Genomic DNA, 18,601 nt, shown 5'->3' on the forward strand with positions numbered 1-18,601 from the left:
AAATAGCCATTGAGAAATCCTCCCGTTTTCTGCAAGGGGTGCAGACCGGATTTTACCAGATGCCACAAGGCTTACAGAGGATTTCATGTTAAATTCACCCACTCGATTACGCGAAGAGCCATAATTTTTATGGTCGGCGTTCTTATGATTTTCTCATTTTAAATAGTCGCTGTCCCTATTATTTCAGCTACCGCGAGCCCGCCGCCGCCGAACGGCTAGCTGGAGCGGTTGGTTTAGGGAGTTTTTTTGCTCGTCGATCAGGTACCCTTCCAATTTATCTTTAAGATCGATAAGTCGCTCGGAAATCCTGCTCCCCGTCTTGTTGTGCATTGTGTACAACGTATTCTGCACGGCGCCCATCAAAACCGTCCCATCTTCCCGCACGCGAGGACCCTTGCGGGTCAAACATTGCTTAATCCACAACCAATCGGGTCGGAGATTGTCGGGAAAGTCCGAGTCTTGGACTACAGCTAACTCAGCGTGAAAGGCATTTAACAACCTTGATCTTACGTCGCCTCTACCCGTCGCAAGAAGCAAAATGGCCAAATCGAGCTTTTTAAGAGCATAGCCAGCGTCACCATTCATGTTACGCCCCCTAACGAGTCTGTAGAAAAAGTCCCGACCAACTGAAAAAATATCCAAATTGGGGGCACCGAAATGGTCCCTCGATCCGAGATCGTCACCTACAGGTCAAATGTGGAGGTTGCTTTTCGTGTGGCGCTTTTCATTTTGACTTTTTCTACAGACTCAACGTTCGCGGTGAGCGGCGCGCCACCACGATGCCTGCAAAGCAGAAAGATGCTACGGGTGCCCACTGCGCGCAAAAGTTAGGGCCTGAATGAGAACTATCCAGCGCTCGCTTTTGTCGGTTCAACCGGTGGAGTGCTTGGGACAACTCTTTGCGTCGAAACTAGAAGCGTGCCGGTAGGAGTCTTTAGTTCCTGGGTATACGGCGCGATGCGATAATGCCGATTCTTGGCTATGAACGGTTGAACCCACGGAGAATCGTCGCGATAGAAGACGGTGACTTCGGCGCATCGCACGATCAAACAGTTTAGTTTTGCAAGCTCTTGACGGCTGATGTTGCGCGTGTGGTAGCGAAACTTCGCGAAAGCAAAGTCTAATCGGCTCCTGTCGAGTGTGCGGTCTGGCATGATCCGAAGCGCAAGATTGGGTGCCAGGGGGACGATACGATTCAAGATGTGTGGGTCGTCCGTCTTCTCAATGGCGGCCGGGAAGTCGCTCGTGAAGAACGGGCTATCGTCGAAGTTGTTGTGTAAAATCTGCCATTTGAAATTCCCGAGGAGGACTGTGAGTTTCAGGATCGAGCTTATGCCGATCGCCTGGGGAAATTTGGGATCGATCACGACCTCGACGGCTCCATTGCGCAGAAGTTCGGTGAGATTTGTACCGGCTAACACAGGAGGAGGGGGTGGAAACAACCCTTGAGCGTCAAGCATGGTGGTGCGGGTTTCTACCCAGCTCTTGAGTGGTCCAGATTGAATGCGCATGCCCGCCGGCGAACAGGTAATGACAAAGGCTACAAAACCGGCAATCGTGTAAATGCACTCGTTGTCGATCTTTCTGTTAATCAGTTTGTCCAGAGCGGCATTATATTTTGGCTCTATCGTCTTCAAAAATTCCTCAATCGCCCGATCCTCCCACAGATAGGCGTTCGTGCTCCCATCCATAATTTTGCAGACCGATTCCGAGTCTGGCGTGAAGGCTTTGAGGTCGGTCTTGCGGATCGCATACATGCGATCGCCCAGAACCGGCGAATAGAATTTCCTGAGATGCACCTGGGAGACATAGTGGTCAAGCAGCATCGTTTTTTCACCAAAGGGGCGAGTGACCTGGATGGGGCTCACCATTCGCATAGAAAGTAATCATCGGTCCTAACGCCTTGGCTCGGGCGCGGCGGGGAAACGCCACGCGGCCGCTGGGGTGAATCGTCTCAACCCCGCCGTCTCCGGGAGCCCGATGTTCGGCCCTGCAACTGTTCGCATAACCTTATCTTCCATGATGAACCCGAATCGCGTGAACTCGATCGGCGAGATCTCGGACGGTGGGATTCGAAGCTGCCTTGAGCGTGGACTCGACGATGTTGAAGCAGTGCGAGTACGTGGGAAGTGGGCTGATCACATCGATGATCGCGGAGAGAAGAAGGCCGTAAGCCACTACCGCCAGCGCGGCAACCCAACCAAGGGCCCACCACGCTGCCGCGATCGAGATCACGAACAGAAGGCTGGACGTCCAGCCCAGCGCTCCCATCCACCCTGGCGTCAAGAGGAGCATTAAGTTTTGGTCTACGCTGTCGAGAAGTTCCTGCGAGATTCCTCTCGTAGTGCGTTGAAAGCGAAAAACGTACTGGCTTAGAATGGCGTACGTAGCAAAAAGGCCGACAGCAACCGTTTCCCCCGCGCTCATGATGCAATCTAAATCATTCTCTCGCCGCCCAACTTGTATATTGATTGTGTATGTAGGAAAACATGGTCAAACCCAAACAGGACGGGATAGATCGAAACTAATGTGGTCGCAGAGGCCGGTCAATAGCATGGGTCGTCCCATCCTGCCTCCGCAAGAGATCGAACAGTTGCCTGGGCTATTGAGGGATGGGTCTGCCTATCCTGATTAGGTAAGTAGTTCGGCCAAATCCTAGAACCTTATCCAGCACTTAGCAAGAAATTTCCAACGATCCGGAACATGGCAAACACTGCAGGAGCGGTCAGCCTATTCCGACTGACCATGGGGACTCTACTCCACCTCCAAGCGGGGATATCACCTTTGGCATCGCGGTGCAGATTTCAACCACTAATCTGCCATCCGGGGAGTCCACATTACGGGGGTGTAATCTACACCGCACTCGGCGGCAGGCGCGGGGTTCCAGCGAGCACCACTCACCTACACTCTGGCGCCTCACGCCCGGCTTCCAGGGAGCCTACAGATGATCGCTTCGCGCAGGCGCACCGAACTCAACGGGATCCTGGCCTTCATCCCTGACGGGGCGACGATCCGAATCACATGCCCATCGGTTTCTTGCCGCCTAAGTGGATAGCCCGTATTAAGGCTCCATTTGTCATGCCGTCGCCTACCCTAGCGGACGCGACCCGTGTGCAACCGTATGTCCCCCCGTATACGGAAGTCTGACCCTGGCAGCTTCCACTATGTCTGCTTTGTCCCGCCAGAGGCCAACGCTAAAGGAAACTTTAGAGCCTTACCCCTAAACAGAGTGTCATCGCCATTGCGCTTTGCAGGGATTCTTGCGTGAAGATATTCAATGAACTCCTCGGTATCTTTTAACGCCCGGTCAGCGTTCTTGCGATTCACCATGTTGTAGATCTGTAGGTCGTGAAACATATCTGGTTCCTTGCCTTTTTCCACGTCCATTTCAAACGCGTATGTATCCGGCTTTCCGTGCGCTAGAAAATCCCTCAGCCTGCCGAGGTCTCGTATAGTTTGATAGGGCCTCTTACCACGATCGACTTCAATTCCAATCTTTTCGCATATCCTCTGAAGCTTGCCCTGAGTTCCTCTGTATGGGGGCTTACTGAAGAAATCTCTTTCGTTTTTCCATGCCTCCGCATCGATCCGCGGGCCAACAAGATTCAAGTAAGCCTCGTAGGCAAAGTAAGCCAATAACATTCCCGCCATCGCAAAATACCCATCGGTAGGCGATTTGGTTTCCGTTTGGGACAATAAAGCTTCGGCGCAATTCCAAAGATACTGATGAGTGAAGCCTTGTCCCGCAATCTCATGGATTGCCATCGCAAATCACGCATCGTTAAAGTCGGCTATACCGATGTTAGTCAAATTAATAAGTGGCGAGAATAATACCACTCTGCAGGCAATTTCGCCAGGGCGCAAAAGATGTGGGAGATGGCTGAGTTACCTGGCGCCTGAGCCTTCTGCATTGGGGTCATCCGGTCCCCTTTCTCTGGCCTCCGGATTTTCGCGGGCCAAACTAGGCGTCCAACGCTGACTTAAAGTGTAGCCCTACGCGCGTCTAAAGCAAGAAGATTCTTATTGACGAATTTGTTGCCTTGGTGGGAGAATCCAGCTCGCGCGGGTAGGGGGGCGAATGTGGATTCGCTAGCGCTCAAAAAGGGATTTTAAAAATGATTGAAACTATTCTAATCCCGGTCTTGTTATCAGCGGTAGTTGCTTTCCTTGTTTCTAGGCAATCGTCCAAGCAGACGCTGGAACCCAATGCGCAGAAAGTGATCACGACCGAAAACCTAATAATCACCGACGGAGATGCAACGCCTCGGATGTTATTCCGTAGCGGTCCGGATGGGCCTGTGGCAATTCTAAACGATGAGAACGGAGAAAATCGGCTGGTATTTGGAGTAAATGACAGCACAGGCCCAACTATTTCGATGTATGATGCGAAGGGAACTCTACAGGCGCAAATGAGCCAGCAGGAAGCAGGTTACAAGTTCACCCTGCACGATGCGGAAGGGAAACTACGAGGAGTATTCGGCGTTCATGCAGGGGGGACCTCACTACAGTTCGCTGGACCCGACGGTAAGCTGAGAACGCTAATAGGCATGGATCAAGGAACCTCTGGTTTGAAAGTTTTCAATGAGAAGGGGGATCTACGAGCAGAGCTAGGGTATGATGCTAAGTTCGGGGATTTGAACGGCGCTTTCTTGTCCATGTTTGATGGCGATCAAAAACCACGGCTGGAGATGAATGTTGGTATAACGGGGCCTACCATCCAACTATCCGATGAAGATGGTAAAATTGCAGCCGGTTTAAAGGTGGTGAAAACCGTGCCTGTGTTCGCTCTTTTTGATTCTGAGAACCGCCCTGATCCTGCAATTGGAGCATTAGCTTTTGCGGCCGTAAGCAAAGCTGTAAGGGAGGGAAGAGATCAATCAGAGGTTAACACCATCTTCCAGCAAACAGTAAAAGAGCACAGCGAAGAACATAAACCTGACAAATCAGTTTTCATCATTCCTGGCCTAGTTTGGTCGGGACAGAAAACAGGAGAACAGGGTTCGGCTTGAATAGATGAATGAGCCCCGCTCGACCCGGTAGTCTTCAAAAACCCCAAAAAGGCTTCACTCCCGCAGCGTGGGTTAAGGAGCAAAGCAACGAACCCACCGCTTTGCGGGTGCATTCCTTTCGCCGAACTTCGTCCTTGCATTCCAGCGATGCGCCAACTTAGGACGGGTGTCAGATGCTATGAAAGAGGCAGCGAGCGCTTACCTCATATAAGCGTCCGCGGTCCTTCGGCAGCCCCGACAAGCCAAACCTATATTCGGAGGCGGCAAACTATCGTATCCTCATGTTCGCTGTCAAGCAATTCTTGCATGTATGTTTTAGCCATATCGGTGAGGACACAAGTTTAGATTACAACCACGAATCTGCCATCCTGGGAGTCCACAGGAGGGGGTGTGACCGAAGAGGCCGGATGTAGCAGAGGACGGCAGCGCACAATAGGAGATGCCAGCCGAGGAACAGGAGGGTCGCGAGGCACCCATGATTCGGAGGGCTCGCCGGTCCCCGCTTCCCTCGGAGCCCAGCAGCTAGTACGCTCGGCTCCGCCTGGGGGCTGGCCCTGGCGTGGTCGGCGCTGCCGCGCCCTGCACAGTCACCGTCGCGATGGCCTCAGGTCCGATCTCCTGGTGGCGCGCATTCGCCGCGACGATCCTGACAATGTGCGGCCCGTTCGAAAGGCCCGTGAGTTCCATCGAGGTCCCAAACGGTGGCCCCGGGTTGGCCCCGTCCAGGTAGAGATGGATGTGGGTGACCTCCCCCGCCGGCTTGAACTCCCACTGGATCACCATGCGGGAACCTATGGCGTCCCCATCCTTCGGCGACACGAGCGTGACCGTGGTCTGCTGCGCCCAGCCGACAGAGAGCCCCGCGACGCACACCACCACGAATCCCGTCATCATCGACGTCATCGACTTGCCCATGTGATCTCTCCTTCCGCAATATCCTCGCACGCGACCGTGGTGCACTCTATAACGTCTTCCCGGGGTTCTCAAGCCTTTTTCAGGGGCCACACTGACCAGGATGGCCGTGTCGATTTCAACTACGCATCTGCACAAGCATCGGAATGCCTGACCAAGTTCAATCGGAACAGGTGGCCGGTTTGCGAGCGGAATGGGTGGTTTTGCGGAGCTTTTCGGTAAGGGCACGCAACGCCGGCTTCCAGCGTTCGGAAGTATCTTGCCGAAGGGGATTGGGTATATTCGCTACCCCAAGTCCAGCTAAAGACCTCTATTGTCGTTAGTCTGCGGCAGTCCTGCCGATGATCGCGCGATCGGGATCGATCTCCTCTCGCAGGATGCGAAGCTCCTCAGGGGTCGGCTCGACCCTGTTGCTCGCAGACCGTCTGGCAAGGTTTACATCTTGGGACGCGGCGCGGGAACTCCGTAAAGCATTCCCTCAACACTGAGATCTTCGTCGACGTCCGGCCAGTGGACTCCATACCCATCGCCGATAATCTCAAAGTTGTTTCTTTGGGCTGGCGTGGCTTCACTCAACCGCCAGGACCACGCCAGTGGAACACTCACAACACGTCCGTCCACAAGGCTGAAAGTGATCACTTCCTCGGTCACCGACACTTCCTTGACCCGAGTATCGGTGCTAACCGCAATGCTCACGCCACGCCTCCTGAATCTTTTGCAGGTTTGCCTTAATGACAGTTCGAATCTGGTTAAGCTCTTGGGCGGAGAAGCCATGATTCTGGACGCGCGCAAGAGGCACAATCCGGAACGCCGATGGCGCGGCGCGAAGCGTCCGCGCCATCGCTCGCACTAAGCAGCCAAACCGTCCGTCGAACAAGCCCGCACTGCACATCAGCGGCCTCGTCTGCTTCAGTGCGCTGTTGGACAGGCGTTTTCTCAGGCCACCCCTCGTATGCGAACCGCACCAGGCGTGATCACTGTGAAGGCACCCGGAATCTCAGCAGCGCGCTCTCGAAGCACCGCGAGAACATGGTCGCATTTTGCGTCAATGGAGAGACCCGTCAGGCGTAACAGAATCACGCCGGCATGAACGCGACGCATTCGGTAGACGAGTTCGCCGAAGTCCTTGTCGGACGTCACGACTATCGCGTGACGCTCATTGGCGTATTGCAAGAGATGGTCATCAGAGCTAGCCGGAGCAGACTCGGCCGCATAGTACACCTCATGCCCACCTGCCCGAAGACGGTCGACGATCTGGCGATCGACGCCCTCGTCCGCGAGGAAATTCATGCAGCCTTATCAGGAATGGGATAGACAACGTCCGCACGAAGCGCTCGCGCCGCAAAATCCAGAGCGGCCAGAATACCCTCACGGGTCAAGCGAGGATGGGCTGCGAGCAACTGCTCGACCGTCTCACCAGCCGCGAGTTTCTCGAGAATCAGCTCAACGGTAATGCGCGTTCCCGCGACGACCGGTTTACCCATCATGATCGCCGGGTTGGACTCGATACGGATAGCCGCCATGTCTCACCTCAATCTGAGTAACAGCCCACAGTATGTCCCGACCCTGGATTTGGATAATCATAGCACGCAAGCGCTAATTTCTAAGAGTGCTGCCGTCTTCACGGGGACCCTCCTTCCGTTACTCCCCGGCGGCACCGATGATCGCGCGATCGGGATCGATCTCCTCACGAAGGATGCGAAGCTCTTCAGGCGTCGGGGGTGAAAGCTCCTCGACCCGTTCGGCAATGAGCGGGGTAAACTCCATCTCCTTGAGGGCGTCATCTACGCTCAGGCCACGCAGGACCCCCAACAGGATCATCTGCTTGGTCTGGTCATCGAATCCGTACAGGGCCTTGGAGGTCGCCACCCGCCAGGGTCCGGTATCCCTGGGCAAACCAGCTCGCTCGCGGGCCCCGGGCGTTCCATCCAGATACCCGGGGGAGGTTACGAAATCGACCTTCTCCACGAAACGGCGATGCTCGTGCTTGATGACGATCACCGTCTGCCAGCACTGCGTGAGGACCTCGTTGGCCCCTCCACTCCCAGGAAATCGCTTCCGCGGGCGGTGGTAATCGGTTCCGAGCATGGTCGAGTTCAGGTTGCCGAACCGGTCGATCTGGGTAGCGCCGAGGACACCCATATCGATCATCCCAAGCTGGGCCTGCGCGAAGATGGTGTTCATGCTCGTCCAGGCGAGCGACCGATAGCAGTTGCGCGGCCCGCCCATCGTGAAGCGGACGAATGGGGTCTCGGGGAGCGCCCCGACCGCGCCGAATTCATAGACCTGGACCATCCGAGGGGCGTGCAGACGCTGGGCCAGGATCGCGGCGATCTGCGGCATCCCGTACCCGATGAAGGCAAGCGTACCGTCTTGAATCAGCCTGGCGCACTGGCAGATCATGAACTCTGATTCGCTGAACTCCCTGCCGTTCAATGGTACCCCTCCTTGATCGTAGCCTGTCGCTTCAGTTCCAAGAGCCTTGCTACCCCCACGCGCTTCTCCAAAAACTCCTCGTGAGAGGCCACGCTGTAGACATACTTGTCGAGATAGGCGGCCATCTTCTGTTCGTCGCGTGAGGCGCCCATAAACTCCAGGAAGTGCGGGGTATCCATCTCGTAGATCCCCTGCGTCCCGCCCGGCAGGCAGCCAAATGGGGCATAGACGACGGCATCCACCATGTAGTACGGGATGGTGGTCTTCGACGGCTCCTTGCGGATGTCGTCGGTCGTGATGATTTCTTCGGTAGAGATAATCGTCCGTTTGGAGGCCATGGCCGTTTCAAGCGGTGAGACGCCAGGACCGAAGCAGCGAGCGTTGCCGTAGATGTCGCACTGGTGGACATGGACCAGCCCGACATCGGGATTCACGGCGGGGACCAGCGCGATCGGCTTGCCGGTGAAGGGATCCTGCACCACCTTGGCGCCGGAGTAGGTCAGGGTATCGGTGGCCAGCAGGCTCCTGGTCGGCAGAAACGGCACCCCCATCGCCCCGGCCAGGTGGCGGAGCGTGAGCGTACCGTTGGTCCACTCCGTCACCTTGATCCGCCCCTCCTCCACCCACTTGCCGATGAGGTAGCCCAGACCCAGAAATCCCACGTCGACCCCCCGTAAGCAACCTCCGGCCGCCAGCAGCGTGGTCTCCATGAGCGTGAACTTGGCCGCAAACCAGAGGTTCAGTCTCCGTTGGCGGATGATCTCCCGAACGAGCGAGGCCGGGCCTCGGGTGAAGGAGGAGAAGTCGAAGCTGACATAATCGCCGTCCTTCACATAGCGGCGAACCGCCTCAGCTTCGGGCATGACCTTGTCCACCATCTGCCGCCGCTTCTCGGTCCGCATGAAGGCGCGCAGATCGTCCGGGTCTGTGACGCTGAATTCCCCCACTCCTGCCTGAAGCACATCCATCGCGTACATCTCCTGTTACCCTACTTTAATCGAGAGGCTCGTCATTGCGAGCGACCAACGGAAGCGCGGCAATCTCACCGTATTTCCACTGCGAGATTGCTTCGGTCGCTACGCTCCAGCGCAATGACCCCTAATGGAGACTTTTGAAGCAATACCCCATGCGCCGGCGGCACGCCCATGGGCATGAAAGTTGGTAGCGTGCACCCTCCAACCTCCTCCCCTTTGTAGGGGCAGGCCTTGTGCCTGCCCGGATTGGGCGACCACAAGGGTCGCCCCTACGCTGAGGGCGGGAGACTTTCGAAGCAATGACACGTGCTCGCTCCCTCTACAGGCCGATCTTTGCGAGGACTTCGTCCACGGCGGTGTACGGATCGAGCGCGCGATCGGCGACACGGGCGATCAGCTCCTTCATCCCCCCGTTCTGCTCGAACCGCTCCAGCGCTCTGGCCGTGAGTCTCTCCTGAAGCAGCGCAACAAACACGCGCTCACTTCGCGCTCGCCCCTTCTGCTTCCGCAGATCGCACTTATCCATGAACACCTTGTGCTCAAAGATCGCATCCAGCAGCGCTGCAACGCCCTCCCCCGTCGTGGCGACCGTCTTGAGAATCTTTGGAGACCAGCCAGCCGCCTCCGGCGCCATGTGCAGCATCATCTCAAGCTCAGTGGCCGTCCGGCTCGCGCCCTCCCGGTCTGCCTTGTTGACTACGAATAGATCGCCAATCTCCAGGATGCCCGCCTTGAGCGTTTGAACTTCGTCACCGAGACCCGGAACCGAGACCACCACGCAGGTGTGCGCCGTTCCCACGACCTCTACCTCGTCCTGGCCGACCCCCACCGTTTCGATCAGAATCACCTCTTTCCCCGCCGCATCCATGACGTCTACGATCTCGTTGGTAGCACGGGCCAAGCCACCTAGATGGCCTCGCGTTGCCATGCTGCGGATAAAGACGCCGGTGTCAAGGCTGTGGCTTTGCATCCGAATCCGGTCTGCCAGAATCGCCCCGCCGGTGAACGGGCTCGTCGGGTCCACCGCGACAATCCCCACCGTCTTGTCGCGCTTTCGCAACTCTTCAGTGAGCCGGTCTGCCAACGTGCTCTTCCCTGAGCCTGGAGGACCGGTGATCCCGATGATGTGGGCCGAGCCGGTGTGGGCGTAGAGCGACTTTAGCGCAGCCCTGGCCTCGGCGTCGCCGTTTTCGATCATCGTCATCAGGCGGGCCGCTGCGCGGACATCACCTTTTAGAATTTTCTGCACCAGCTCCATGCGTCACCAAATAAACAGGGTATAGGGTCTAGGGTAGGACACTGGGAGACCGGGCGCAGCGAGCAGCGCCCCTACACATACGCTCGGCCAAGAAGTTCGCGAGCGATGATCAGGCGCTGGATCTCTGAGGTCCCTTCACCGATGGCGCAAAACTTGGCGTCCCGGAAATACCGTTCGACTGGGAACTCCTTGATGTAGCCATAGCCGCCGTGGATCTGCACCGCCTCAGTGGCCGCCTTCATGGCCGTCTCTGCGGAGAAGAGCTTGGCGTACGACGCCTCCTTCGTGAATGGCTGACCGGCATCTTTCAGGGAGGCGGCCTGCCAGAGAAGGAGCCTGGCCGCATCGATCTCGGTCGCCATATCGGCTATCTTCCACTGGATCGCCTGGAAGTCCGCGATTGGCTGGCCGAAGGCCTGTCGTCCTTTGGCATACTTCAGCCCTTCCTCCAGACAGCCGCGAGCGATGCCAACGCTGAGGGCGGCCATCCCGATCCTCCCCGCATCCAGGATCGTCAACGCATCAATGAAGCCGTGGTTCAGCTCGCCCAGCAGATTCGCCTCCGGGATGCGCGCGCCTTCCAGAATGATTTGGGCTGTATCGGAGGCCCGAAATCCCATCTTGTGCTCTTTCCGGCCGACCCGCAATCCAGGCGTCCCCTGCTCCACGATGAAGGCCGAGATCCCCCTCTCCCGCGCAGCCCGATTGGTGAGCGCCATGATTACATAGATGCCTGCCACGCTTCCCTGCGTGACAAAGTTCTTTGTCCCGTTCAGCACCCACTGATCGCCATCACGCGTTGCAGTGGCCTGCATCCCGGCCGCATCGCTCCCCGACCCGGGCTCCGTCATCGCCCACGCGCCAAGGGCCTGTCCGCCGGTCAATCGGGGTAGATGCTGCCTTCTCTGAGCCTCGCTTCCGAAGAGATAGATATGATTGCTACAGAGCGAATTGTGCGACTCCACAGTCAGAGCGACCGACGCATCGTACCGCCCGAGCTCCTCCAGGATCAGGGCATAGGTGATGTAGTCCATCGCCGTACCGCCGTACGCCTTCGGAAAGAGGATCCCCATGAGCCCGAGCTCCGACAGCTCCCGAATGATCTCGGCCGGGAACTGCTCTTGCTCGTCAAGCTCGGCTGCGACCGGCGCGATCTCTCGCTCGGCAAACTCCCTGACCATCGTCTGAACCGCCTGCTGTTCCTCGCTCAGATCAAAGTCCATCCCTCGCCCCTCTGGCGTCGAGATTTGACCGCCGTCGTAATCGGATTGCGTGTTGTTGCCATGCACCATTCACAACCTTTGCCGTCGGACTGCATTGGATTAATCGTCACGCTGCTCACCTTTTTGTTCGCTCTCATGCTTGCTCTCGAAGGTGGCAACCAGCCCTTGAATGAATGCCTGCTTCTCGGAAGCGGATAGTCTTGCTGATGGGTGTAAGATTGTATAGCGCGTTGGCGGCATCGAGCCACTTCGGACAGTTTCTGCAGCATTGTTACTATTACTCTTTCCACGTCCCCATTCTGACACGTTGAAGGCAACGCGACTTTTGTCAATATCGTATTGGATGAGCCATGAGATGGGTGCAATGTAGCCATACCATGGCCAGACGGTTCCGTTGCTGTGACAATCACCGCAGGCGCGGAAAAAAAGCTCTCTCGTCTGAGGGCTGTCCCATTTAGGCTCCGCTTTCACCGAGGGATCATTGTGCCCTCGGCCGTAGGGGATGAACTGAAGGCCAATGAAAATCAAGGCTGCTTCTGAAATAGCCAAGGTGAACACAATAGTTTTGAACCAAGAAAAGTGCGTCTTATGCATATAGCTCCTCCACAAATAACGGCACGTGGGCTAGCGCCCCCCGTTCAGTGGCTTGCGAAACGCCAGCTGAGCAAATGCGAGAACAAGGCATAACTCGCGTAGAACATGGAGCACCAAACCGTCTGAACTGGACTCAATGATCCCGCCGCGATCCAGTCCAGCGCGTCGTTCGCTGCGGTTACTACACCAGGTCCAACGGACGATGAGGCGGCGGAGGCAGCTCAACTCCCACCACGTCTCCGGGTCGTACCACCCCGCCCACCAGTACCACCCCCATGATACCCGCCTTGCGGACCAGTCGACCGGACCCATCCCGGTCCAGCACCGCCGCCATCAGCCCAGGCCGGAAGGCGTCGAGCTGAGCGCACGGGTTGCGCAATCCGGTCACCTCTACGACTGCATCCAGACCAAGTCGAAGCAGGGTGCCGATGGGCAGGGCGAGCAGGTCGACGCCTCTGATGGTGACGTTCTCGCCCATCTGACCGGGGGATACGTCGAACCCGGCAACCCGCAGCTCGTCGTGTAGTTCGGTGTGGATCAGGTGGACCTGCCGCAGGTTCGGCCTCGTCGGGTCGACCGCCACGCGCGAGCGGTGTTTGACCGTTCGCCCGAGGTGGGCGTCACCCTCCACGCCAAGGCCTGCGAGCAGACGAATGGCAGCGAGTGGCGGCTTGCCGAACGAGTGCGTCGAGCTACAGCACACCGCCACTACTTCACCCATCGGTCTGGCCCTCACCGTCTGACATTACCGTTTACCGGCATACGGTCGTGCGTCCGTGTACAGCCGCCGGGTCAGCCTTCCGCTGTCTCTTGATGAACGCATAAGCTGGCGCTGCACTACCTCCAACCGGCTAATCCGAAGTCGGCAGGGTTAAGATCACGGAGTCACTTTTTTTTCCGACGGTGGGCAGTCAAATCTGAAGATATGAACGCTCCCGCCGTTCCACTGCGTAACCTTTGCGCCTCCCTGGCCCTCAAGCGGCTTTTCTGGACGGACCGGATGACTCTCGCCAAACAGAACGATCGGCGTCTCGGTTAGCAGTGTGAACTTTTTCTCGTTAGCCAGAACCTTAAAGGTGGCCTTCCAACCGCTGTCGCCCATTTTTTCAACACGCAATTTCAGTTTGGGACAGTCGTCGGTTGTCAGTGGAATAAGAATCTTGGCTCCGGCCCAAGGCGCCCTCCGATAGTAATATGAGTCCTTCGTGAAGAGCCAGTTGCGAAAGATCCAGTTGGAATCGTAGACCACGACGGTGTCGTCTTTTAGGATTTGAAAATTAATCGGTTCGCCTTTGGCTTTGTCACCGTCCTTGGTATTGATTTCAAAAAGTAAATCAACAATATCTGTTGCTAAGGCTGCCTGAAACGAGCCCAGCAGAAGGACACTGATGACAGCACCCGTAGTCAAATATCTCCGCATTATTGTTCGCTCCTTCTTAAGGTAAACACAGCCCGGCAAGACATCTTTTCATAGCGTCCAATGCGTGCGGCGTGCGCTCCTATCCTCAGATTGTCAAGATGAGATGTTCGGGCTTTGCGAGGGCTAAAACGCTTGCCCCTATATCGAGTACGAGCAGGCAACCACCATAAGGGTACTGGGTTTGCGTGGAAAACACAGAGGTTTTCCCTGGCGGCTAACGGCTCGCAGAACCGTGCGGCGACGCCGTGTCCGAGTTGATGCCTGGTTATCAGCCGATGCAGGCACATCCACACAAATGGTCACTGCCCCTGTGTGAACGGATGGCAGAGTGGCTGCGCCGGAGCCCCTGGCTTGATCGCGAGCGTGAGGGCATCGCGAGCGGCTCGCTTGTCGGAGGCGGCCGGGAGCGCGGAGCACAGGTGGGGGTTGACGGTCACTTCGCAATATAGGCATTCAGCCCGATGGTGAGGGGCTTTCCCTCTACGAGTACGTCCGTCTTCATATTCCCGCGTGTGCTGGCAACGACGAGAGTCTTTCCGCTTGCGCTCGGGGTGGGCGCCTCAAGGTCTGCCGTGATAATGAGCTTCCTGCCTTCGATCTTCGCGGTGACAGCCATGGGTGTTCCTCCTGTTGAGTGAGATGACGTGATCGCAGATCTGCCGCTGTCGTGTTCGGCCATGCGCTCATAAGCCTGGCGTGGTCCCAGGTACGTTGACCGATAAAACAAGTGTCACTTGACCCATTATCTTGCAGTACATGGAACCCAACGCTTGCCACTTGAGCCTTAACTCGGGGCTTGATTTTAGCATGGCTAGCCGGGTACCTGCAGCATAATCTTGCCACAGGATTAGAATGGAACGATAGCCTTGCCAAAAGTACTGGTATCTCAAGACGGTACGTGTGTGACTCACGAGACTTCGAGAAAAGCCGCCTCTTCCACGCACTTCAAATATTCGGTCGTGGCCTGCTGCACATCGAGTTGGCCCATTGTCAGACCGACCTCCAGGACTTCGAGCTTCTCGCGGCAACCCTGAGCTCGGATCACCTTCTCTTCAATCTTGTGCGACGTAAGCAGTTGCGTCGCGACGGTCGACATTGCCGAGCAGACGGACGCGGCCGCACACAGAACCCGCCAGGACGGTGAACCCAGACCAAGCACTCCGGTAAGCCACACGGTAAATGCCTGTCCGCCGACAGCAGGGGCCGCCGTCAATGCCGCAGCAAGCGTGCCGCCCACAATCGTGGTGTTGATGAGTCGACGCTTCCGCGGTCGTGCGACTGAAAGGAATGTTTCCATTTGTATGCGCTTTTGCCTTATCCGGCTCACAAGCTCTTCGTTCGACATTGTGTTTATCATGTTCTTAGTTTCCCCATGGATGGTTAATGCCGGTCTCACGGCGAGCAGAATAGGCGCGGCGAAGCCGTGTCCGAGTTGATGTCCTGGTTATCGTCCGACGCAGGCAAATCTCAACAAATGGAGCCTGTCCTGCAAACCCTCATTTACCCTTCGACAAGCTCAGGGTGAAAGGCATCGCGATCGACGACACTCAGACACCTACGACGATGCGAATTTCCCGTTCGGCACCGTCGCCAAGAGCGGCCAGCGCAGCCTGGTAGCCAGGACTGTCATGAGTGGCAACAGCCTGCTCGATACTCTCGAACTCGATCAGCACGATGCGCTGTTTCAAGCCGTATTCGTAAACCTTCGCCGGCTCGCCACGCGCGAGAATGCGTCCTCCGCCCGCAGTGATTGCGGGACCGGCAAGCTTCGCGTATGCGGCAAGCTTGTCAGGGTCCTTTACTGCGCGATATGCGCTGACCCAATAGGCCTTTGGCATGATGTTCCTCTTGCTCCTTTACTTTGTGCGCCTAACACGTTGAGCTAACCGGCCGCCCGCTTGCCGGCAGTCCGTGTTGAGCGATGGGTTCGATGTTCTGCATAAGAGTCAACGTAAGAGTCGATGAGCTTCCGAATCATACGCTGATACTGCGTGTGATGCTTTGAGGCTTCGGACTTAAAGAACTCGACGCTCTTCTTGCTTAGAGCAATGGTGACTTTAACTCCTTCTTCTCGAAACGCAAGTTCCTCCGGTGGAGGGAGAAAATCCAGAATGACCTTGGCCTCAATAGGCTCGCTGGTGTACTTAATCTTTGCTCTCATACATTGCCTTTCCTTTCCGCCAGTAGCCGGCACCAAAGATTCGAATGACACCGCCGCGATAGGTAAAGCGGACGGTGAGAATACCCCCGTTAACTTCGCCGAAACACAAGTGGCGTTTCTCAGTTTTGCTGTGGGTAAGGTCTTCGGCAATGACACGGTGCGGGTCAGCGAAGGCATATTGAGCCAGAGAAAACGGTACTCCGTGCTTTTTCTGGTTCTCTTCATCCTTGGCAGAGTCCCAATCAAACCGTGCCTTATTCATTGGAATAGCGTAACTACAAGGTGTTTAGACTGAAGGCTGAAGACTGAAGGTTCTAAATTATCTCGCAAGGCACGAATCGAGCCATTCAAGATCTTTTCGGAGTTTTGTATGATCACGCATGACTTACCCCTAAAAGCCTTCAGCCTTCAGCCTATCTACCTGAGTAGTTACGGAATAGCTTAGCACAGGATGGCGATATTAACCATATAACTGTATGGCTAACAATGTGGCGGTTGGCAACCTCTGCCGGCGTTGTGGATCAGCGGCGGGCGGATGCGCGAACGTGCTCGCGTGGACGACCGTCCGCTTTAGCCTCGATGGCGCGGCGCGAAGCGTTTGCGCCATCTGTTCATTCTCAGGCTCCAGGATGACCGTTTTGCCCACGATACCACGATCCTGCTTGGGCGGGCCTCCTGCTGAGCCTATTGAACGATGAGCTTCTTGAAAGGTGGCTCGATCAATAGCGGCTGACCGGGATGTTCCCCCATGCCCCGCCTGTGATCCCCCAACGCCAGGATCCTGTTCGTGTGCTATAGTCACAGTTGCGCGGCGCATCTGAGCCTGTCCTGCAAACCCCCGTTTACCCTTCGACATGCTCAGGGTGAACGGTATGGGTATTGGAAGGATTAATGTTTTCCCGGTCGTACTAAGTCCTTCGACTGTGCTCAGGACAGGCGCATCTTTCGCGCACAAAGGACGCAGAGGACCAGGGAGGGACGGAACAAGGATGCGGTTCGTGGCCGATGCGATGCTGGGTCGGTTGGCCAAGTGGCTCCGCCTGTTGGGCTACGACACGCTGTATTGGCGAGGCGACGATGCCAGGCTGGTGCGCCTGGTCTTGGCGGAGAACCGGCTGCTGCTCACACGAGACACCCACATTCCGCCGCGCCTGCCACCCCATCTGACCCTGTTGATCGTCAGCGATCATTACGATGAGCAACTTGGCCAGGTGGTGGCCCGCTTTGGGGTGCCGCCCCGGATCGGCCGTCTGTGCCTGCGATGCAACCTCGCCATCGAGCCGACGGAAAAAGCCGAGGTGCGCGCCGAGATCCCAGCGTTCGTCTGGCAGGCCCATGAGCGATTCGCCCGCTGCCATGGCTGCCTCCGGATCTACTGGGAGGGGACGCATTACGCCCGGATGATGGAAGTCCTCGAGCGCCTACCTGGATGGAAGAAAGGGGTGGCTGTCACAAAGATGAAACGATCGCCGATCGATTCCAATACCGCATGCGCCAGCAGCGCGCCCATGGGTGTGAAGGTCCGCGACACCCCCCATCCCCACCTTCCCCCGCAAGAGGGGAAGGAGAGTGTTGAGGGGGACTTTCTGGGCAATGCAAAAGGGAATGGCCGATGCGCGTGAGCTTCATGGGCACACCAACGTTCGCCCTGCCATCGCTCACGGCGCTCATTGCTGCGGGCCACGACATCTGCCTGGTCGTAACCCAACCGGATCGGCCGGCCGGGCGCGGGCGCGTGCCTACCCCGCCGCCAGTGAAACTCGCTGCGCTGGAGCTCAGGCTCCCGATCTTGCAGCCGGAGAAGATAGGCGAGCCGGCGGTTATATCGGCGCTACAGGCGATCCAACCAGAGGCCATCGTCGTCGTCGCGTATGGCCAGCTCCTACCGCAAGCCATTCTCGACCTACCGCCGCATGGCTGCCTGAACCTCCATGCCTCGCTCCTGCCGAAGTACCGGGGTGCGGCGCCAATCCCGCGGGCCATTATCCAAGGAGACACCGTCACAGGGGTCACCATTATGCAGATCGAGGCGCGGATGGATGCCGGTCCTATCCTCATGCAGCAGCCCGTACCGATCGGGCCTCAGGATACCGCAGGGACCATCGGAGAGCGCCTAGCCATCCTTGGGTCTGAGATGTTGTGCCTGGTGCTGGATCACGTGGCACACCGGACAGCTCAGCCGATCCCGCAGGATGAGCGCCTTGCGACCTATGCGCCGAAGCTCGCCCTCGGCGATACGCATCTTGACTGGGCCCGTAACGCGCGAGCCCTCGATTGCTTGATTCGGGGCCTTTGTCCAGTGCCAGGAGCCGTGACCAGCTTCGGGGGACGCCGTGTCAAGGTGCTGCAAGCCGAGGCAGAGGCCGCCGCCGGCTCTCCTGCAGGCGCCGTATGTGCGATCGATCGCGTGAAGGGGGTGTTCGTCGCCGCCGGGCAGGGGGGTCTGTGGCTATCCCAGGTGCAACCAGAGAACCGCCGTGTCATGACCGCAGCGGAGTTTGCCAGGGGGTACCGTGTCCGGCTCGGCGACGTGTTTGGCTCGTCCTAGCCTATCTGCCAGACCCTCGTTTACCCTTCGACAAGCTCAGGGTGAACGGTATACATTGAAAGCGAT

At 57.2% G+C, this 18,601-nt stretch carries 24 protein-coding genes; 3 read left to right on the forward strand and 21 right to left on the reverse strand.

From position 1 onward, the window contains the following. Nucleotides 1–845 precede the first annotated feature (845 nt). The 3 genes from CLG94_RS03625 to CLG94_RS03635 all read right to left on the reverse strand — a co-directional run bounded on the left by CLG94_RS03625 (nt 846) and on the right by CLG94_RS03635 (nt 3,651). Entirely contained in the window at nt 846–1,877 is a 1,032-nt protein-coding gene (locus tag CLG94_RS03625) for a DUF4238 domain-containing protein (protein ID WP_107561524.1), read from the reverse strand. Between the two features lie 133 nt (nt 1,878–2,010). Then, complete coding sequence (locus CLG94_RS03630) at nt 2,011–2,427, reverse strand: hypothetical protein (protein ID WP_133174624.1); 417 nt, start codon at nt 2,425–2,427, stop codon at nt 2,011–2,013. A gap of 735 nt (nt 2,428–3,162) precedes the next feature. Continuing rightward, on the reverse strand, nt 3,163–3,651 hold the full coding sequence (locus CLG94_RS03635; RefSeq protein ID WP_133174625.1) for a hypothetical protein: 489 nt from the start codon (nt 3,649–3,651) through the stop codon (nt 3,163–3,165). A gap of 464 nt (nt 3,652–4,115) precedes the next feature. On the opposite strand from CLG94_RS03635, the gene CLG94_RS03640 reads away from it, so the two are divergent. After that, entirely contained in the window at nt 4,116–5,009 is an 894-nt protein-coding gene (locus CLG94_RS03640; protein ID WP_107561527.1) for a hypothetical protein, read from the forward strand. A 522-nt stretch (nt 5,010–5,531) separates the two neighbouring features. On the opposite strand, the gene CLG94_RS03645 is transcribed toward CLG94_RS03640, so the two are convergent. The 18 genes from CLG94_RS03645 to CLG94_RS12970 form a co-directional block, all read right to left on the reverse strand. Next, entirely contained in the window at nt 5,532–5,924 is a 393-nt protein-coding gene (locus tag CLG94_RS03645) for a hypothetical protein (protein ID WP_107561528.1), read from the reverse strand. Between the two features lie 432 nt (nt 5,925–6,356). Continuing rightward, the gene (locus tag CLG94_RS03650) at nt 6,357–6,617 is read right to left on the reverse strand and encodes a DUF2442 domain-containing protein (protein ID WP_239993106.1); all 261 of its coding nucleotides are present in this window, start codon (nt 6,615–6,617) and stop codon (nt 6,357–6,359) included. Next, complete coding sequence (locus CLG94_RS13405) at nt 6,601–6,813, reverse strand: hypothetical protein (RefSeq protein ID WP_193450632.1); 213 nt, start codon at nt 6,811–6,813, stop codon at nt 6,601–6,603. Before CLG94_RS13405 ends, CLG94_RS03650 begins: the two co-directional genes overlap by 17 nt. Before the next feature lie 44 nt (nt 6,814–6,857). Further along, nucleotides 6,858–7,211: a DUF5615 family PIN-like protein gene (locus CLG94_RS03655; RefSeq protein ID WP_107561530.1), complete on the reverse strand. Its 354-nt coding sequence runs from the start codon at nt 7,209–7,211 to the stop codon at nt 6,858–6,860. Continuing rightward, complete coding sequence (locus CLG94_RS03660) at nt 7,208–7,444, reverse strand: DUF433 domain-containing protein (RefSeq protein ID WP_107561531.1); 237 nt, start codon at nt 7,442–7,444, stop codon at nt 7,208–7,210. Before CLG94_RS03660 ends, CLG94_RS03655 begins: the two co-directional genes overlap by 4 nt. Before the next feature lie 118 nt (nt 7,445–7,562). Continuing rightward, on the reverse strand, nt 7,563–8,357 hold the full coding sequence (locus tag CLG94_RS03665) for a CoA-transferase subunit beta (RefSeq protein ID WP_107561532.1): 795 nt from the start codon (nt 8,355–8,357) through the stop codon (nt 7,563–7,565). Beyond that, nucleotides 8,354–9,325 (reverse strand): CoA transferase subunit A, encoded by a 972-nt coding sequence (locus tag CLG94_RS03670; RefSeq protein WP_107561533.1) that lies wholly within the window; start codon nt 9,323–9,325, stop codon nt 8,354–8,356. Before CLG94_RS03670 ends, CLG94_RS03665 begins: the two co-directional genes overlap by 4 nt. Before the next feature lie 325 nt (nt 9,326–9,650). After that, nucleotides 9,651–10,589 carry a methylmalonyl Co-A mutase-associated GTPase MeaB gene (gene meaB, locus CLG94_RS03675; protein WP_107561534.1) on the reverse strand — a complete coding sequence of 313 codons (939 nt, stop codon included), beginning with the start codon at nt 10,587–10,589 and terminating at the stop codon, nt 9,651–9,653. A 71-nt stretch (nt 10,590–10,660) separates the two neighbouring features. Further along, the gene (locus CLG94_RS03680) at nt 10,661–11,812 is read right to left on the reverse strand and encodes an acyl-CoA dehydrogenase family protein (RefSeq protein WP_107561535.1); all 1,152 of its coding nucleotides are present in this window, start codon (nt 11,810–11,812) and stop codon (nt 10,661–10,663) included. Nucleotides 11,813–11,911: 99 nt separating this feature from the next. Then, nucleotides 11,912–12,406: a heme-binding domain-containing protein gene (locus CLG94_RS03685; RefSeq protein WP_107561536.1), complete on the reverse strand. Its 495-nt coding sequence runs from the start codon at nt 12,404–12,406 to the stop codon at nt 11,912–11,914. A 181-nt stretch (nt 12,407–12,587) separates the two neighbouring features. Further along, nucleotides 12,588–13,127 carry an MOSC domain-containing protein gene (locus tag CLG94_RS03690; protein WP_107561537.1) on the reverse strand — a complete coding sequence of 180 codons (540 nt, stop codon included), beginning with the start codon at nt 13,125–13,127 and terminating at the stop codon, nt 12,588–12,590. 156 nt (nt 13,128–13,283) lie between these two features. Next, entirely contained in the window at nt 13,284–13,826 is a 543-nt protein-coding gene (locus CLG94_RS03695) for a hypothetical protein (RefSeq protein ID WP_107561538.1), read from the reverse strand. A 433-nt stretch (nt 13,827–14,259) separates the two neighbouring features. After that, complete coding sequence (locus CLG94_RS03700; protein WP_107561539.1) at nt 14,260–14,442, reverse strand: hypothetical protein; 183 nt, start codon at nt 14,440–14,442, stop codon at nt 14,260–14,262. A 291-nt stretch (nt 14,443–14,733) separates the two neighbouring features. After that, the gene (locus CLG94_RS03705; RefSeq protein ID WP_153062386.1) at nt 14,734–15,171 is read right to left on the reverse strand and encodes a hypothetical protein; all 438 of its coding nucleotides are present in this window, start codon (nt 15,169–15,171) and stop codon (nt 14,734–14,736) included. Nucleotides 15,172–15,373: 202 nt separating this feature from the next. After that, nucleotides 15,374–15,664 (reverse strand): DUF1330 domain-containing protein, encoded by a 291-nt coding sequence (locus CLG94_RS03710; protein WP_107561541.1) that lies wholly within the window; start codon nt 15,662–15,664, stop codon nt 15,374–15,376. A gap of 44 nt (nt 15,665–15,708) precedes the next feature. Further along, complete coding sequence (locus CLG94_RS03715; RefSeq protein ID WP_107561542.1) at nt 15,709–15,987, reverse strand: hypothetical protein; 279 nt, start codon at nt 15,985–15,987, stop codon at nt 15,709–15,711. Next, a complete protein-coding gene (locus CLG94_RS03720) occupies nt 15,971–16,249 on the reverse strand; it encodes a BrnT family toxin (protein ID WP_107561543.1) in 279 nt (92 codons plus the stop codon). Before CLG94_RS03720 ends, CLG94_RS03715 begins: the two co-directional genes overlap by 17 nt. A 198-nt stretch (nt 16,250–16,447) precedes the next feature. Beyond that, nucleotides 16,448–16,633, reverse strand: a complete 186-nt coding sequence (locus CLG94_RS12970; RefSeq protein ID WP_133174627.1) for a hypothetical protein — start codon at nt 16,631–16,633, stop codon at nt 16,448–16,450. Nucleotides 16,634–16,976: 343 nt separating this feature from the next. On the opposite strand from CLG94_RS12970, the gene CLG94_RS03725 reads away from it, so the two are divergent. Both CLG94_RS03725 and fmt read left to right on the forward strand, forming a co-directional pair. Then, nucleotides 16,977–17,609, forward strand: coding sequence for a Mut7-C RNAse domain-containing protein (locus CLG94_RS03725; RefSeq protein ID WP_161954005.1), 633 nt, complete (start codon nt 16,977–16,979; stop codon nt 17,607–17,609). Further along, entirely contained in the window at nt 17,600–18,535 is a 936-nt protein-coding gene (fmt, locus tag CLG94_RS03730) for a methionyl-tRNA formyltransferase (RefSeq protein ID WP_107561545.1), read from the forward strand. The genes CLG94_RS03725 and fmt overlap by 10 nt, the downstream gene beginning before the upstream one ends. Nucleotides 18,536–18,601: the final 66 nt, after the last annotated feature.

This window comes from Candidatus Methylomirabilis limnetica, from assembly GCF_003044035.1.
Lineage (GTDB): Bacteria > Methylomirabilota > Methylomirabilia > Methylomirabilales > Methylomirabilaceae > Methylomirabilis > Methylomirabilis limnetica.

Coding starts and splice junctions, on each gene's coding strand:
- CLG94_RS03625 (WP_107561524.1), bottom strand. CDS start 1,877: ATGCGAATGGTGAGCCCCATCCAGGTCACTCGCCCCTTTGGTGAAAAA.
- CLG94_RS03630 (WP_133174624.1), bottom strand. CDS start 2,427: ATGAGCGCGGGGGAAACGGTTGCTGTCGGCCTTTTTGCTACGTACGCC.
- CLG94_RS03635 (WP_133174625.1), bottom strand. CDS start 3,651: ATGGCGGGAATGTTATTGGCTTACTTTGCCTACGAGGCTTACTTGAAT.
- CLG94_RS03640 (WP_107561527.1), top strand. CDS start 4,116: ATGATTGAAACTATTCTAATCCCGGTCTTGTTATCAGCGGTAGTTGCT.
- CLG94_RS03645 (WP_107561528.1), bottom strand. CDS start 5,924: ATGGGCAAGTCGATGACGTCGATGATGACGGGATTCGTGGTGGTGTGC.
- CLG94_RS13405 (WP_193450632.1), bottom strand. CDS start 6,813: ATGTGCAGTGCGGGCTTGTTCGACGGACGGTTTGGCTGCTTAGTGCGA.
- CLG94_RS03655 (WP_107561530.1), bottom strand. CDS start 7,211: ATGAATTTCCTCGCGGACGAGGGCGTCGATCGCCAGATCGTCGACCGT.
- CLG94_RS03660 (WP_107561531.1), bottom strand. CDS start 7,444: ATGGCGGCTATCCGTATCGAGTCCAACCCGGCGATCATGATGGGTAAA.
- CLG94_RS03670 (WP_107561533.1), bottom strand. CDS start 9,325: ATGGATGTGCTTCAGGCAGGAGTGGGGGAATTCAGCGTCACAGACCCG.
- meaB (WP_107561534.1), bottom strand. CDS start 10,589: ATGGAGCTGGTGCAGAAAATTCTAAAAGGTGATGTCCGCGCAGCGGCC.
- CLG94_RS03680 (WP_107561535.1), bottom strand. CDS start 11,812: ATGGACTTTGATCTGAGCGAGGAACAGCAGGCGGTTCAGACGATGGTC.
- CLG94_RS03685 (WP_107561536.1), bottom strand. CDS start 12,406: ATGCATAAGACGCACTTTTCTTGGTTCAAAACTATTGTGTTCACCTTG.
- CLG94_RS03690 (WP_107561537.1), bottom strand. CDS start 13,127: ATGGGTGAAGTAGTGGCGGTGTGCTGTAGCTCGACGCACTCGTTCGGC.
- CLG94_RS03695 (WP_107561538.1), bottom strand. CDS start 13,826: ATGCGGAGATATTTGACTACGGGTGCTGTCATCAGTGTCCTTCTGCTG.
- CLG94_RS03700 (WP_107561539.1), bottom strand. CDS start 14,442: ATGGCTGTCACCGCGAAGATCGAAGGCAGGAAGCTCATTATCACGGCA.
- CLG94_RS03705 (WP_153062386.1), bottom strand. CDS start 15,171: ATGTCGAACGAAGAGCTTGTGAGCCGGATAAGGCAAAAGCGCATACAA.
- CLG94_RS03710 (WP_107561541.1), bottom strand. CDS start 15,664: ATGCCAAAGGCCTATTGGGTCAGCGCATATCGCGCAGTAAAGGACCCT.
- CLG94_RS03715 (WP_107561542.1), bottom strand. CDS start 15,987: ATGAGAGCAAAGATTAAGTACACCAGCGAGCCTATTGAGGCCAAGGTC.
- CLG94_RS03720 (WP_107561543.1), bottom strand. CDS start 16,249: ATGAATAAGGCACGGTTTGATTGGGACTCTGCCAAGGATGAAGAGAAC.
- CLG94_RS03725 (WP_161954005.1), top strand. CDS start 16,977: ATGCGGTTCGTGGCCGATGCGATGCTGGGTCGGTTGGCCAAGTGGCTC.
- fmt (WP_107561545.1), top strand. CDS start 17,600: ATGCGCGTGAGCTTCATGGGCACACCAACGTTCGCCCTGCCATCGCTC.